Origin of the sequence: Variovorax sp. 38R (assembly GCF_014843395.1) — a bacterium.
Classification (GTDB): Bacteria; Pseudomonadota; Gammaproteobacteria; order Burkholderiales; family Burkholderiaceae_C; genus Variovorax; species Variovorax paradoxus_H.
Genome location: NZ_CP062121.1, coordinates 1635164 through 1649352, shown reverse-complemented (window position 1 = coordinate 1649352; position 14189 = coordinate 1635164). Strand labels below are relative to the sequence as shown.

Genomic DNA, 14189 nt, shown 5'->3' with positions numbered 1-14189 from the left:
GGATCGATGGGGATCAGTGGGCCTTGTCCCAGTTGGGACCGACGCCGATCTCGGCGAGCAGCGGCACCTTGAGCGCCGCCACGCCGGCCATCAGGCGCGGGATTTCGGTGCGCACCCATTCGACCTCGGCCTCGGGCACTTCGAACACCAGTTCGTCGTGCACCTGCATGATCATCTTGGTGGCGCGCTTCTCTTCGTCAAGCACGTTCTGTACCTTGACCATGCTGAGCTTGATGAGGTCGGCCGCGGTGCCCTGCATCGGCGCGTTGATGGCCTGGCGTTCGGCCGCCTTCTTGCGCGGGCCGTTACCGCCGTTGATCTCGCTCAGGTAGAGGCGCCGGCCGAACGCGGTCTCAACGTAGCCGTGCTCCCGCGCAAACTCCACGGTCTCATCCATGTACACCTTCACGCCCGGGTAGCGCGCGAAGTAGCGCTCGATGTACGAGGCCGCGGCCTTGGTCTCGATGCCCAGGTTCTTCGCCAGGCCGAAGCTGCTCATGCCGTAGATGAGGCCGAAGTTGATGACCTTGGCGTAGCGGCGCTGCTCGCTCGACACCTGCTCGGGCGTGGTGCCGAACACCTCGGCGGCCGTGGCGCGGTGCACGTCGACGCCGTCGGTGAAGGCGCGCAGCAGCGACTCGTCGCCGCTGATGTGGGCCATGATGCGCAGCTCGATCTGCGAGTAGTCGGCGCTGGCAATCACGCAGCCCGCGGGTGCCACGAAGGCCTCGCGCACGCGCCGGCCTTCGGGCGTGCGGATCGGGATGTTCTGCAGGTTAGGGTCGTTGCTGCTCAGGCGGCCCGTGACGGCCACGGCCTGCGCGTAGTGCGTGTGCACGCGGCCGGTGCGCGGGTTGGCCAGCTGGCCGAGCTTGTCGGTGTAGGTGCCCTTGAGCTTCGACAGGCCGCGGTGCTCGAGGATCTTGGCGGGCAGCGGGTAGTCTTCGGCCAGCTTCTCGAGCACTTCTTCGTCGGTACTGGGCGCGCCGCTCGGCGTCTTCTTGACCACGGGCAAGCCCAGCTTGGTGAAGAAGATTTCGCCGATCTGCTTGGGCGAACCGAGGTTGAAAGGCTGGCCCGCGATCTCGTAGGCCTCCTGCTCCAGCGCCATGATGCGCGTGCCCAGGTCATGGCTCTGCGCAGCCAGCGTGGGCGCGTCGATCAGCACGCCGTTGCGCTCGATGCGGTAGAGCGCCTCGCTCGAATCCATTTCGAGCTGGTAGATGTAGCCCAGCTTTTCTTCTTTCTGCAGCTGGGGCCAGAGGGTGCTGTGCACGTCGAGCGTCTGGTCGCTGTCTTCGCACGAGTATTCGGCGGCCTTGGCGATGTCGACCTGGCTGAACGAGATCTGGTGCGCGCCCTTGCCGCACAGGTCTTCGTACGAGATGCCGCTGCGCCCCAGGTGGCGCTCGGCCAAAGACGACAGGCCGTGCGGCTTGTTCACTTCGAGCACGTAGCTTTGCAGCATGGTGTCGTGCGCGTAGCCCTGCACCTCGATGCCGTGGTTGGCGAACACGTGGCGGTCGTACTTGATGTGCTGGCCGAGCTTCTTCTTGTCGGCGTTCTCGAGCCAGGGCTTGAGCTTGGCGAGCACCTCGTCGATCGGCAGCTGCGCGGGCGCGTCGGGGTAGTTGTGCGTGAGCGGAATGTAGGCGGCCTCGCCCGGCGTGACACTGAAGCTGATGCCCACGATCTGCGCGACCATTTCGTCGAGCGAGGTGGTCTCGGTGTCGATGGCCGTGAGTTCGGCCGCTTCGAGCTTGGCGAGCCAGGCGTCGAACTGCGCCCATTCCATGACCGTGTCGTACTTGAGGTTGCTCGCAGGCGCGGCGGCTTCTTGCGCTTCCAGCTCGGAAGGCTCGTCGAACAGGCCGCCCTGGTCGCGGTCGGCCTTGGCGGCCTTCTTCTTGAGGTTCTCTTCGATCAGCTCGGGCGGCACTTCCTGCGCTTCGAGCGACTTGACGAGGCTCTTGAAACCGAACTTCTCGTAGAAGGGCTTCAGCCCGGCCGCCTGCGGCGCGCCGACGGGCAGGCCTTCGAGCGACGGCAGGCCTTCGACATGGCCGTTCAGGTCGCAGTCGGTGCGGATGGTCACGAGGCGCTTGCTCAGCGGCAGCTTGTCGAGCGCCTGGCGCAGGTTTTCGCCGGCGGCGCCCTTCACTTCGGCAGCGCGTTCGACCAGCGCATCGAGCGAGCCGTATTCGAGCAGCCATTTCGCGGCGGTCTTGGGGCCGACCTTCGGCACGCCGGGCACGTTGTCGACCGTGTCGCCGATGAGCGTCTGGTAGTCGACCATGAGGCTGGGCGGCACGCCGAACTCGGCCGTCACGCCGGCGATGTCGCGCTTCTTGCCGTTCATCGTGTCGATGATGGTGATGTGCTCGTCGACCAGCTGGCTCAGGTCCTTGTCGCCGCTGGACACGATCACCTCGACGCCCTGCGCGGCCGCCACCTTGGCGAGCGTGCCGATCACGTCGTCGGCCTCGACCTCGGGCACGGTGATCACCGGCCAGCCGAGCAGCTTGACCACTTCGTGGATGGGGTCGATCTGGCTGCGCAGGTCGTCGGGCATCGGCGAGCGGTTGGCCTTGTACTCGGGGTACCAGTCGTCGCGGAAAGTCTTGCCGGGGGCGTCGAAGATGCAGGCCGCGTAGTCGGCGCGCACCTCGCGGCGCAGCGCGGTCATCATGTTGATCATTCCGCGAATGGCACCGGTGGCCGGGCTCTTCGGGTCGCCGGGCACGGCGCGCAGATCGGGCATCGCGTGGAAGGCCCGGTACAGGTAGCTCGAGCCATCGACGAGCAGCAGCGTTTTCTTGTCGGTCATCGGGGCATTTTGCCGTGCCCGGACCGGCGTCCGGAACGACAGTAGGGTCGGCTGGCGGCCGACACGCCGCCAGCGGGTGCACGCCTACAATCTGCGCATGCCTAGCTCCCCACTCCTGGTCGCCCGCCGCATCCTGCTGGCGCTGGCTTTCGCCACCCCCGTTGCCGCCCTTGCGCAGGCGCCGGCCGCGCCCGCCGCCCAGCCGGCACCGGCGGAACCGCTACAAAATCAGGAGCAGACCGACGGCCGGCGCAACCAGAAGGTCGAGCACCTCCACACGGAAGACAGCGGCGCCTCGGTCGACGAGGTGCGCTACGGCGGCCGCACGCAGAGCATCAACGTCAAGCCCAAGTCGAACATGCCCGGTTACGAAGTGCTGCCCAACGACGGCGGCAGCGCCCGCCCCGGCACGACCGGCGATGCGAACAGCGGCGGCAACGGCCCGCGTGTCTGGAACGTGCTGAAGTTCTGACCGTGACGTCGTCGTTCTCCTTCCCGCCCTCCCTCTTTTCTCCCGCAGCCGCCGTCCGGCGCTGAGCATCGCCATGGCAGTTTTTACCGAAGTCCAGTTCGGCGAGGCAGACGCGCTCGTCCAGCGCCTTGGCATGGGCGCCCTGCGCGAACTGCGCGGCATCGAGGGCGGCATCGAGAACACCAACTACTTCGCCACCACCGAGTCGGGCGAGTTCGTGCTGACGCTGTTCGAGCGCCTGAGCGCCGAACAGCTGCCGTACTACCTGTGCCTCATGAAGCACCTGGCCGGTGCCGGCCTGCCGGTGCCCGCGCCCGTGGCCGACCCCGCCGTGGCGCCGCCGACCGGCCATGCGCTGTCGATTCCCGCGCAGGCGCCCTGCGAGCTGCTGCACCGCGTGGCCGGCAAGCCCGCTGCGCTGGTGCAGAAGCTGTCGGGCCACAGCGAGCTGGCCCCCACGGCCGCCCATTGCGCCGAACTGGGCGCCATGCTGGCCCGCATGCACTTGGCCGGGCGCGACTACCCGCGCATCCAGCCCAACCTGCGCGGCCTGCCCTGGTGGAATGAAACCGCCCCGGTGGTGCTGCCCCACATGGACGAGGCGCAGTCGGCGCTGCTGCGCGCCGAGCTGGCCTACCAGAACCATGTCGCCGAATCGTCGGCCTACGCGGCGCTGCCGCGCGGCCCGGTGCATGCCGACATGTTCCGCGACAACGTGATGTTCGCGACCGACGGCGCGCCCGACGCGCCGCCGCGCCTCACGGGCGTGTTCGATTTCTACTTCGCCGGCACCGACACCTGGCTGTTCGACCTGGCCGTGTGCCTGAACGACTGGGCCATCGACCTGGCCAGCGGCCGGCATGACGCCGCCCGCGCCGACGCCCTGCTCGCCGCCTACGAAAGCGTGCGCGCGCTGAACGCCTCCGAACGCGCCCTGCTGCCCGCGATGCTGCGCGCCGCCGCGCTGCGCTTCTGGATCTCGCGCCTGTGGGACTTCCACCTGCCGCGCGAGGCCAGCATGCTCAAGCCCCACGACCCGACGCACTTCGAGCGCGTGCTGCGCGAGCGCGCCACCCACCCGCACGCCATCGCCCACGTCCTCGAGCCGTTGATGGCCGCCTGACCCTACCCAATGAAACTCAACCTCGTGCCGGCGCGCACCGGCTTCGTCTGGGTCCGCCTCGGACTCAAGACCTTCTGGCGCCAGCCGCTGGCCTTCATCTCGCTGTTCTTCCTGCTGATGGCGATGATCTCGACGGCGTCGATGCTGCCGGTGCTCGGCAGCGTGCTCGCGCCGATCCTGCTGCCCTTCCTGACGCTCGGCCTGATGGTCGCGAGTTCGGTGGCCGCGAACGACAACGCCGACGGCCTGGGCAACGCGGGCGACCTGCAGCGCCCCACGGGCTCGGCGATGTTCATCGCGGTGTTCGACGCCATGCGCACCGAATGGCGCTCGCTGGTGGTGCTGGGCGTGATCTCGGCCGTGTACTTCGTGCTGGCCGTCACCCTGACGGCGCTCATCGACGGCGGCCAGCTCATGCGCGCCTACCTGTTCGACGAAACGGTGACGCCCGAAGTCATGAAGAGCAGCGAGTTTCTCACGGCGCGCACGCTGCTGATGTGCCTGAACCTGCCGCTGTCGCTGGCCATGTGGCACGCGCCCGCGCTGGTCCACTGGCACCGCGTGGAGCCGGTGAAGAGCATCTTCTTCAGCATCGTCGCGCTGTTCCGCAACTTCGGCGCCTACGCGCTGTTCGGCCTGGCGTGGTTCGGCGTGTTCATGCTCGCGGGCATCGCCGTCGGCCTGCTCGCCACCGTGCTGATCGGCGTCGGCGCCATGGGCTCCGACGGCGCAGCCCTGGCGATCGGCAACATCCTGATGATCGGCACGGCGCTGGTGCTCGCGGCCATGTCGCTGGCCTCGACCTGGTTCACCTTCCGGGACAGCTTCGACGCGAACTGAACCCGGTCGGGCCGCTCAGTCGGTTGCAGCCCCGTCCTTGCGCAGGCTCGCGAACAGCGACCACGCCATGCCTGCGAGCAACAGCAGGCCCCCACCCAGCGCCCCCCAGAGCCACCACTTGCGCGACGGATCGTGCGGTGCCGCCTCGGGAACCGGCGCGAGCGCTGCGACAGCGGCCTCGACCGCCGCCACAGGCAGCGTGACCGAAGCGCCGTCCGCTGCGACGGGCTTGTCCGCGGCATAACCCGGGATCAGCGTGGACAACGCGAGCGGCGCACCCGGCACCGCCCCTTGAACCGCGCCCTTGTCGGGTGCCGCACGCCATGCGAGCGAGAACGGTGCACTGCCCTGCGCGAGAAACACCAGCGTGCGCGGCGTGGCCCCCACGGCAATCGTCGGCGGCGTTGCGCCGAGCACGCTCACCGGGCCAGCGGTGCGCAGCCGCAGACGCGAGTACACCGCACCGTCGAGCGCCAGCACCGGCGAACGCGCTTCGCCGCCGGCTTGCGCGAGGCGGTACACCACTGTGTCGAGCAGCGGCGCCTCGCCCGGGCCCGTGGGCAGCGCAGTCGTTCGGCGCTGCGAGTGCCGCAACGCGTAAAGCGGATTGCGCGGCACGAACTGCGGCGGCGTCGCCGAAGCTGGCGCGGCATCGACCAGGCCCGACACGCCGACCTGCGCCAGCGTGTTGATGTCGGCGAGGTCGATGCGCAGGCTCTGCACCGGCAGGCCGCGCGGCAGCAGGTAGTCGCAGTAATCCTCTGCGCAACGCTCCGGCTTCAGCGCGCCGGACCATTCGATCGGCGCGACCGGCTCGACCTCCTGCACGCTGTCGATCTCCACCTTGGCGAGCGGCGCGCCGTGCTGCGGATCGCTCCAGCGCAGGCGCAGGAAGCGCGTGCGCAGGTTGCCCAACTCGACCGCCATGCGCTCGATGGTCTGGCCGCCATGCGCCAGGCGCACCAGTTGCTCGTCGCCGCTGACCGGGCGCCATCGCCGCAGGTCGTCGCTGGCCTCCAGCCGGAAGGCGAACAGGCCGCGCGCATCGGGCGCGACCTCGAAGCGCGCCTGCAGCAGGCTGCCCTTGACCTGGCTCACGTCGATGAGCCACTGCGTCGCGTCGTTCGGCTTGGCGGCGGTCTTGCTGGCCAGCGCCAAAGAGCCGTCGGGGCGCACGGTGAAAGCCAGCGCGGTGTCGCTCGATGCCGTGTTGCCGGGCAGCGCGAAGATCGGCACTGCCTGCGAAGCCGTGCGCGGCGTGGCCGCTTCGTTGCGCAACCAGGCGTAGGGCACGGCATGCCCCGCGGCGTTGTGGACCCGCAGATCGCTGAGGTCGCCATAGGCGGCGCGGCCGTAGATGGCGAGCGGCAGCGTGAGCCGGTGGTACGGCCCGGCGCCCTGCAGCGCGATGGGTGCGGAAGTGATCGGCTGCCCCTGTGCAGCGCCTGCCGCGGCCATCAGCGCGACAAGGACCCCATGAATCGAACGACCGCTCATACCGCACCTCCTTCAACCGGCGCCGGCGTCGGCTCCGCATCTTCCTTCTTCGGTGGCACCGGCGCGAAGTACCCCACCAGCAACAGCAGCACACCCACGGCAATGAACGACACGATGCGGAACAGCCCGCCGCGGTCCGCCAGTTCGACGAAGAACAGCTTGAGCACCACCACGCCGAGCAGCGCGGCACCCGCCATCCACAAGGTCCGCACCCGGCGCCCGTGGCCGAGCACCATCGCGACCACGCCGCAGATCGCCCAGGTGATCGACAGCGCCGCCTGCGTGAGCCAGGAGGCGTAGAGCGCGTCGAAGCGCCATGCCACGCCCGCATAGTGGTGGCAGGTGCGCAGCACCATGCCGGTCAGCAGCGCGAGGCCGGTGAAGCCGACCGCGCCCTTGGCGACCATCGGCTGCACCCGCGCGAACGAACCCTGCGGCAGCGCGCGCCACCAGAGCACCAGCGCGAACAGCACGAGCCATTGCGCGAGTTCGAGCGGATTGAGCAGCGGCACATACGGCAGCGGCGCCGCATCGCCGGCGCTCACGGCGTTGGTGACCCACACCCATGCGAGCAGGTACGCCGCCACCGGCGTCGCGGCCAACTCCAGGTAGGCGCTGCGGTACTCGCTGAGCGGCCAGCGCTGCAGCAGCACGCGCGAGCGCAGCGCCCACAGCACGAGCACCGGCACGAGGGCCCAGCCCAGCAGTTGCCAGCTCGACCACTCGGCACCGATGCGGCCGAGTTGCCACTGGCATTCACGCGCGGCGAGCAGCAGGAAGAGCCAGAAGCCCGCAACATGGAACGGCGTCAGCGTCGAGGCGTCGAGCCAGCGCTTCTGTGCGCGCAGCAGGCGCAGGTGCCACACGAGCGCCAGCGGCCACGCGATCCAGCCGAGCGCGCTCGATGGCACGTAGAACAACGTCGGCCCGCCCGCGATGCCATAGGCAGCGATCAGGCCGAAGCCGGGCAGCGTGGCCAGCGTCGCCCGGCCGAGCTGCGACCAGTCACGCCGGTGCGCCACGAGCGCGGACAGCGCGGACGTCACAAGCACCACCGCCATCGCGGCCGCGGGCACGTAGCTCACCAACGCATGGAGGCTCAACACCCGGACGCTTTCGTCCAGCATGCCGACCAGCCACCAGCCCAGGCCCCAGACCACCGGCGCCCACAGCACCGCAGGCAGCGCGCACCACGCGTTGACCCAGCGCTTGCGCGCCGTGCCGACGACCCCTGCTTCGCGCGGCCGCGCTTCGTCGCGCAGCCAGTCGCCGCCCAGGAGCGCCGTGAGACCCAGCACCACAGGCGTCCAGAAGCCGAGATGCCCGAAGGCGGGACGCAGCACGCGCATGTCGCCGCTCGTCTCCGCCAACACGATGAAGAGGAGCGCCGAGATCGCATGCAGCACGCCCGCGAACGCCGCGAGCGGCAGGTGCGCCATGCGCAGCGCCACCCACAGCACGACGGTGGCCGTCAGCGGCCACAGCAGCGCGGCCTGGGTGAGGCTGATCTGGAACAGCATCGCCAGGTGCAACAGGCCTACGCCCGCGATCACGCCCACCACATTGCCGAGCGACCACACGGGCTGCACGCCGCGCGCCAGTGCCGCGCGGTGCGGTGCGCCTGCAGCATCGACCAGGCCGCACTGCCGAGCACGCTGAGCGCGATCAGGCACGCAGCCGCGGCGCCCTGCCAGCCGCTTTCGAGCGCCTGCTTCGCATCGAGCCCCTCGCCCGCACGGTGCAGCGTGGCAATGAAGCCCGCCACCGCCAGCGCCTGCATGCCGAAGCTCACATACGTGAGCGGCAGCAGCGCGAAGCGCACGGCAACAGCGAAGGTGACCGATGCGAGCACGGCCGTCGCCGCCGCGGCCCAGGGCGGCGTGAACCACTGCCACAACAGCAGCGTGAGCGCGGCCATGCCGAGCCACGGCAAGGCGCTGCCGACGATGGCTTCGAGGCCGTCGCCTTCATCGAGTTTGGCGCGACGGTGCATGGCCCACATCGCGAAGGCACTGACAGCGACCAGCAGCGGGCCGATCACCGAGCCCTGCAGCAGCGGATGCCCCGCCGCCCCGTCGAGTTGCGTGGCTTCGAGCAGCTTCCACACCGCGCCGGCGAACACCAGGAACGAGAAGGCGCGCGCATAGACGCGCCCTTGCCGCGCGCCCAGCCAGTACATGCCGGCCGCCTCGACCGCCCACGCCGCGCCGGTCCACTGCCCTTCGAGGCCGAGCGGAATGGCGAGCGTGCCGAAGATCACGCCGACGATGGCATACGCCTCCGCCAGCAGCGCGAGGCCCTTGGGCTGTGTGGCGAACACCAGCCGGCCCATCACGAGATAGAACGCCGCAAGCGCCATCGCCGAGAAGGCGGCGCCGTATGGCCACGGATGCATCAGCAGGTACTGCATGCCGAAGGCGACCATCGGTGTACCGAACACCAGCGAGCTGTCGACCCGGCCGGCGCGGCGCAGGGTGTCGAGCGCGCGCGTCGCGAGCGGCTGCGCGGGCTGCACCGGTGCATCGAACAGCGTGCGGCGCGCAAAGAACAGACCGATGGCGGTGAACAGCAGGAAGAACACGATCAGGAACGGCTGCACAGTGCCGTACTGGTCGTCGGTGTAGTACTTGTGCGCCCAGCCGGCCGCGAGCGTGAAGGTGCCGACGAAGCCGATCAGGTTCAGCACGCGCCAGGCCTTGAACCACGCGATCAGCACGATGCCCACGTCGAGCACGAGCAGGTACGTGAAGAGGCCCACCGGCTGGTTCGAGCCGGTCGATGCCAGCACCGGCGCCGCGAAGCCTTCGAGCGCGGCGACGATCGCGAGCACAGGCGCGTTCTGCAGCACCGCGAGCGCGGCACTCAGCACCGCCACGCCGAACAGGAAAGCGAAGCCGACACTGGCCGGCAGCAGGCCGCTGAGCTTCATGGCCGCGAGCGTCGTGAGATAGAAGACGCCGATGCCCGCGCCCTGCAAGATCAACGCATAGCCCGCGCGCTTGTGGCGCAGCAGCCAGCCCAGCACCAGCAGGCCCGCGCCCACCAGCGCGACCGCGGCGTAGCGCAGCTCGATCGGCACCGTGACGCGTTCGGCCGTGTAACGCAGCAGGAAGGCCAGGCCGAGGAACAGGATCAGCACGCCGAGCTTGACCAGCATGTTGCCGCCGAAGATCAGGTTGGCGATCGGCGCGGGCAGGCGGTCGCGCAGCGGGACCGGTGGGGGTGGCGGCGGCGGTGGCGGGCGGCGGACCAGCGGCGGCACGGCGACCGGCGGTGGGGGTGCTGCGACGGGTTTTTCAGCGACAGGAACAGCAGGAGTAAGGGGCGCGGCGGGCGTGACCGGCGCTTCCGCAAGGGACTCCTTGGGAACCACGACAGGCGGCGGGACTTGCAGGGTCGCGATGCGCGGCCGCGCCATCTCCGCGGCGCGTGCAGTGGCCGGCGGGCCCAAGGGCAGTGAAGGCGACTCCGCGAGCGGCGTGCCGGCCATGGACGTGGCGAGATCGCCGACCGACGCAGTGACCACCGGGGCCGCAGGCACCTCGCCCGTGCCCAACGCGAGCCGGCGTTCCAGCTGGCCGACACGTGCCTCGAGTTCGGTCACGCGCTGCTGCAGCTTCAGCACGGCGCCTGCCGGCGCAGACGGTGGACTGGCGACCCGGCCGTCCGACAACGCGCTTTCAGCCTCGGTGCGCTGCGGCGCGTCCTTTTTCTTCTTGCCGAACAGCTTCTGGAACGCGAGCGCGCCGACGAGCGCGAGAAGCAACGCCATGGGCAGCGATTCGAGCATCGCCCCAATGAACAGGCCGGCCATCATGCCTACGAACCACATCCCTGACTCCCCTTGTTTTGGCGAGCCCGGAGTGTACGACTGCTTCAGGCGAAAGGCGCTCCAACGCCCGCCCCGCCTTTGCAGTCAGCTACAACTTTTGTAGCAAATCTAAACAGGCGTGAGCTTCGCCACCGACAGTGCCAGCCACTTCACGCCGTGGCGCGCGAACTTCACCTGCGCCCGCGCGTCGTCGCCGGTGCCTTCGAGCGCGGTCACCGTGCCCTCGCCGAACTTGTTGTGGAACACCTGCATGCCCGAGCGCAAACCGTGCGACGGCGCGGTCTTCTGCGGCGGCACGGGCGGGCTGGCGAAGGTGTCCTTGCCGGCGCTGCTGCCGCCTCCGCTGTAGCGGTTGCCGCCGCCCCCACCACCACCGTAGCCACCGGCACCACCGCGCGTGCTGCCGTAGCCGCCGCCATAGCCGAAGGCCGAAGGCGCAAAGCCCTGGTTCTTCGGCGTGAGCCACTTGAGCGCACTTTCGGGCAGCTCGTCGAAGAAGCGGCTCTTGACGTTGTAGCGGGTCTGGCCGTGCAGCATGCGCGTCTGCGAGTGGCTCAGGTACAGGCGCTTGCGCGCGCGCGTGATCGCCACGTACATCAGGCGGCGCTCTTCCTCGAGACTCTCGAAATCGCTCATCGAGTTCTCGTGCGGGAACAGGCCCTCTTCCATGCCGGTGATGAACACGCAGTCGAACTCCAGGCCCTTGGCGGCGTGCACGGTCATGAGCTGCACCGCGTCCTGGCCGGCCTGCGCCTGGTTGTCGCCCGACTCGAGCGCCGCGTGCGTCAAAAAGGCCGCGAGCGGGCTCAGCGTTTCGCCCGTTTCGGCATCGGGTGCCAGCGGCTCGTCGAGCACGGGGCGGGTCAGGTCGATGCCCTGGCTCGCGAGCGACTGGCGCAGCTCGTCGACCGGCAGCGCCACGGCATCGCGGCCGAAGCCTTCCTGCGTGACGAAGCTTTCGGCCGCGTTCACGAGTTCGTCCAAGTTTTCGAGGCGGTCGGCGCCTTCACGGTCGGCCTTGTAGTGCTCGACAAGGCCGCTGTGGTCGAGCACCAGCTCGATGATCTCGCGCAGGCTCACGCCTTGCGTCTGCTCGCGCAGCACGTCGATCTTGGCGACGAAGGCCGTGAGGTTCGAGCCGGCCTTGCCGCCGACCGCGCTCACCGCGTCGTGCAGCGAGCGCCCGGCGGCGCGTGACGCGTCCTGCAGGCTTTCGAGCGTGCGTGCGCCGATGCCGCGCGGCGGAAAGTTGACGACGCGCAGGAAGCTGGTGTCGTCGTCCTTGTTCTCGAGCAGGCGCAGGTAGGCCAGCGCGTGCTTGATTTCGGCGCGCTCGAAGAAGCGCAGGCCGCCGTACACGCGGTACGGCACCGAGGCGTTGAACAGCGCCGTTTCAATCACCCGGCTCTGCGCATTGCTGCGGTAGAGCACGGCCATTTCCTTGCGGTCGAAGCCGTCGCGCACCAGTTGGCGCATCTCTTCGACCATCCACTGCGCCTCGGCAAGATCGGTGGGCGATTCGTACACGCGCACCGGCTCGCCCGGGCCCTGCTCGGTGCGCAGGTTCTTGCCCAGGCGCTTCTTGTTGTGGCTGATCAGCTCGTTGGCCGAATCGAGGATGTTGCTGTAGCTGCGGTAGTTCTGCTCCAGGATGATCTGGTGGCGCACATTGAACTCGCGCACGAAGTCGGTCATGTTGCCCACGCGCGCACCGCGGAAGGCATAGATGCTCTGGTCGTCATCGCCCACGGCGATCACGCTGTTGTGCTCACCGGGCGTGAAGTGGCCGCCGGCGGCGGTGTGGCCCGAGAGCATCTTCAGCCACGCGTACTGCAGGCGGTTGGTGTCCTGGAACTCGTCGACCATGATGTGGCGAAAGCGCCGCTGGTAGTGCTCGCGCACCGGGTCGTTGTCGCGCAGCAGCTCGTAGCTGCGCAGCATCAGCTCGCCGAAGTCGACCACGCCTTCGCGCTGGCACTGCTCTTCGTACAGCTGGTAGAGCTCGACCTTCTTGCGGTCGTCGTCGCTGCGCGCTTGCATGTCGCCGGGACGCAGGCCGTCTTCCTTGGCGCCGGCGATGAACCACTGCGTCTGCTTGGCCGGAAAGCGCTCGTCGTCGACGTTGAACTGCTTCATCAGGCGCTTGATGGCCGAGAGCTGGTCCTGCGTGTCGAGGATCTGGAAGGTCGAGGGCAGGTTGGCCAGCTTCCAGTGCGCGCGCAGCAGGCGGTTGCACAAGCCGTGGAAGGTGCCGATCCACATGCCGCGCACGTTGACGGGCAGCATCGAGGTCAGCCGCGTCATCATTTCCTTGGCGGCCTTGTTGGTGAAGGTGACGGCCAGGATGCCGCCGGCGGACACCTGCCCCGTCTGCAACAGCCACGCGATGCGGGTGGTAAGCACCCGCGTCTTGCCGGAGCCGGCACCAGCGAGGATGAGCGCGTTGCCCGCGGGCAGCGTGACGGCAGCAAGCTGCTCGGCGTTGAGGTTGTTCAGCAACGGCGAGGCAGGGCCGCCCGCATCGGCTGCGGACGCGCCGGAAAACAGGTCGTGAGGGAGCATGGGCTCCATTGTAGAAAGCTGCCCCGCCGCGGGCGCCGCCGGGCCGGGGTGACCTTGCGGGCATGACCTGGATCAAGGCAGCGCCTGCTGGCGGGCGCAGGCCTGCCGCGCTTGCGGCAGATCAAGCGGCGCGGCCCGACGCAGCGGGAGACTGCCTTCCAGTTGCCGGCCCTGCGCGCCGGCCGTCACTGGAAAACAGAACACATGCAAAAGAAACTCGCCCCCGCCTGCATCGCCGCCCTGCTCGCCGCCACGGCGGCCCTGCCGGCCGCGGCACAGGAAACGCAAGGCAACTGGCTGGTGCGCGCCCGCGCCGTGTACCTGAAGCCGGCGAACCATTCGGCCCCGGTGGCCGACCTGTCGATTCCGGCCGACGCCATCACCATCAACAGCAAGACCATCCCCGAGCTCGACGTCACCTACTTCTTCACGCCGAACATCGCCGCCGAGCTGGTGCTGACGGTGCCGCAGAAACAGACGGTCACCGTGCAGCAGAGCGCGCTGGGCGGCCCGGTGGACATCGGCACCTTCAAGCACCTGCCGCCCTCGTTGATGCTGCAGTACCACTTCATGCCGACCGCAAAGATCCGGCCGTACGTCGGCGCGGGCCTGAACTACACGCGCCTGAGCAGCGTCAACCTGCAGGTGCCGACGGTCGGCCGGCTTCAGCTGCAGAACGAAAGCTTCGGCTTTGCGATGGGCGCCGGCGTCGACATCGAGGTGGCGAAGAACACCTACCTCAACCTCGACGTGAAGAAGCTGCGCATCCGCAGTGCCGTGAACATGAACGGCGTGCAGCTGTCGACCGTGAAGGTCGACCCGTGGCTGTTCGGCGTGGGCGTCGGCTACCGGTTCTGACGAAGAACCGCACCCTGGTCGTCGGGTATACGCAGCAACCCATAGGGTCAATACGACCCGGCGACTTGCGCATCGCGACCATGGCCGTAAAATCAATCACCGGGCCCAAGTTTCTTGCGTCCGGTTTTTTTTGGCCGTCATTTTCATGACGCGACCGCGAGAACCGGCCGGACCAAGC

Annotated in this window: 9 protein-coding genes; 4 read left to right on the top strand and 5 right to left on the bottom strand. The window is 68.8% G+C overall.

The window, feature by feature from the left end; genetic code table 11:
* Window positions 1-13 precede the first annotated feature (13 nt).
* Complete coding sequence (gene polA / locus IG196_RS07280) at window positions 14-2827, bottom strand: DNA polymerase I (protein WP_192195599.1); 2814 nt, start codon at window positions 2825-2827, stop codon at window positions 14-16.
* 97 nt (window positions 2828-2924) lie between these two features.
* On the opposite strand from polA, the gene IG196_RS07275 reads away from it, so the two are divergent.
* From IG196_RS07275 to IG196_RS07265, 3 genes are all read left to right on the top strand, one after another.
* A complete protein-coding gene (locus tag IG196_RS07275) occupies window positions 2925-3299 on the top strand; it encodes a hypothetical protein (protein WP_192195598.1) in 375 nt (124 codons plus the stop codon).
* 73 nt (window positions 3300-3372) lie between these two features.
* The gene (locus IG196_RS07270; RefSeq protein WP_192195597.1) at window positions 3373-4422 is read left to right on the top strand and encodes a homoserine kinase; all 1050 of its coding nucleotides are present in this window, start codon (window positions 3373-3375) and stop codon (window positions 4420-4422) included.
* A 9-nt stretch (window positions 4423-4431) separates the two neighbouring features.
* Window positions 4432-5262: a BPSS1780 family membrane protein gene (locus IG196_RS07265; protein ID WP_192195596.1), complete on the top strand. Its 831-nt coding sequence runs from the start codon at window positions 4432-4434 to the stop codon at window positions 5260-5262.
* Between the two features lie 15 nt (window positions 5263-5277).
* Here IG196_RS07265 and IG196_RS07260 read toward each other — a convergent pair whose 3' ends face one another.
* The 4 genes from IG196_RS07260 to IG196_RS07250 all read right to left on the bottom strand — a co-directional run bounded on the left by IG196_RS07260 (window position 5278) and on the right by IG196_RS07250 (window position 13153).
* The gene (locus tag IG196_RS07260; RefSeq protein ID WP_192195595.1) at window positions 5278-6759 is read right to left on the bottom strand and encodes a DUF3999 domain-containing protein; all 1482 of its coding nucleotides are present in this window, start codon (window positions 6757-6759) and stop codon (window positions 5278-5280) included.
* Entirely contained in the window at window positions 6756-8279 is a 1524-nt protein-coding gene (locus IG196_RS31980) for a DUF2339 domain-containing protein (RefSeq protein ID WP_263864238.1), read from the bottom strand. The genes IG196_RS07260 and IG196_RS31980 overlap by 4 nt, the downstream gene beginning before the upstream one ends.
* Window positions 8280-8308: 29 nt before the next feature.
* The gene (locus tag IG196_RS31975) at window positions 8309-10591 is read right to left on the bottom strand and encodes a DUF2339 domain-containing protein (protein ID WP_225616950.1); all 2283 of its coding nucleotides are present in this window, start codon (window positions 10589-10591) and stop codon (window positions 8309-8311) included.
* Between the two features lie 108 nt (window positions 10592-10699).
* Entirely contained in the window at window positions 10700-13153 is a 2454-nt protein-coding gene (locus IG196_RS07250) for a UvrD-helicase domain-containing protein (RefSeq protein WP_101492600.1), read from the bottom strand.
* Between the two features lie 204 nt (window positions 13154-13357).
* On the opposite strand from IG196_RS07250, the gene IG196_RS07245 reads away from it, so the two are divergent.
* A complete protein-coding gene (locus IG196_RS07245) occupies window positions 13358-14011 on the top strand; it encodes an OmpW/AlkL family protein (protein WP_192195594.1) in 654 nt (217 codons plus the stop codon).
* Window positions 14012-14189: the final 178 nt, after the last annotated feature.

Coding starts and splice junctions, on each gene's coding strand:
- IG196_RS07260 (WP_192195595.1), bottom strand. CDS start 6,759: ATGAGCGGTCGTTCGATTCATGGGGTCCTTGTCGCGCTGATGGCCGCG.
- polA (WP_192195599.1), bottom strand. CDS start 2,827: ATGACCGACAAGAAAACGCTGCTGCTCGTCGATGGCTCGAGCTACCTG.
- IG196_RS07275 (WP_192195598.1), top strand. CDS start 2,925: ATGCCTAGCTCCCCACTCCTGGTCGCCCGCCGCATCCTGCTGGCGCTG.
- IG196_RS07245 (WP_192195594.1), top strand. CDS start 13,358: ATGCAAAAGAAACTCGCCCCCGCCTGCATCGCCGCCCTGCTCGCCGCC.
- IG196_RS31980 (WP_263864238.1), bottom strand. CDS start 8,279: ATGCTGTTCCAGATCAGCCTCACCCAGGCCGCGCTGCTGTGGCCGCTG.
- IG196_RS07265 (WP_192195596.1), top strand. CDS start 4,432: ATGAAACTCAACCTCGTGCCGGCGCGCACCGGCTTCGTCTGGGTCCGC.
- IG196_RS31975 (WP_225616950.1), bottom strand. CDS start 10,591: ATGTGGTTCGTAGGCATGATGGCCGGCCTGTTCATTGGGGCGATGCTC.
- IG196_RS07250 (WP_101492600.1), bottom strand. CDS start 13,153: ATGCTCCCTCACGACCTGTTTTCCGGCGCGTCCGCAGCCGATGCGGGC.
- IG196_RS07270 (WP_192195597.1), top strand. CDS start 3,373: ATGGCAGTTTTTACCGAAGTCCAGTTCGGCGAGGCAGACGCGCTCGTC.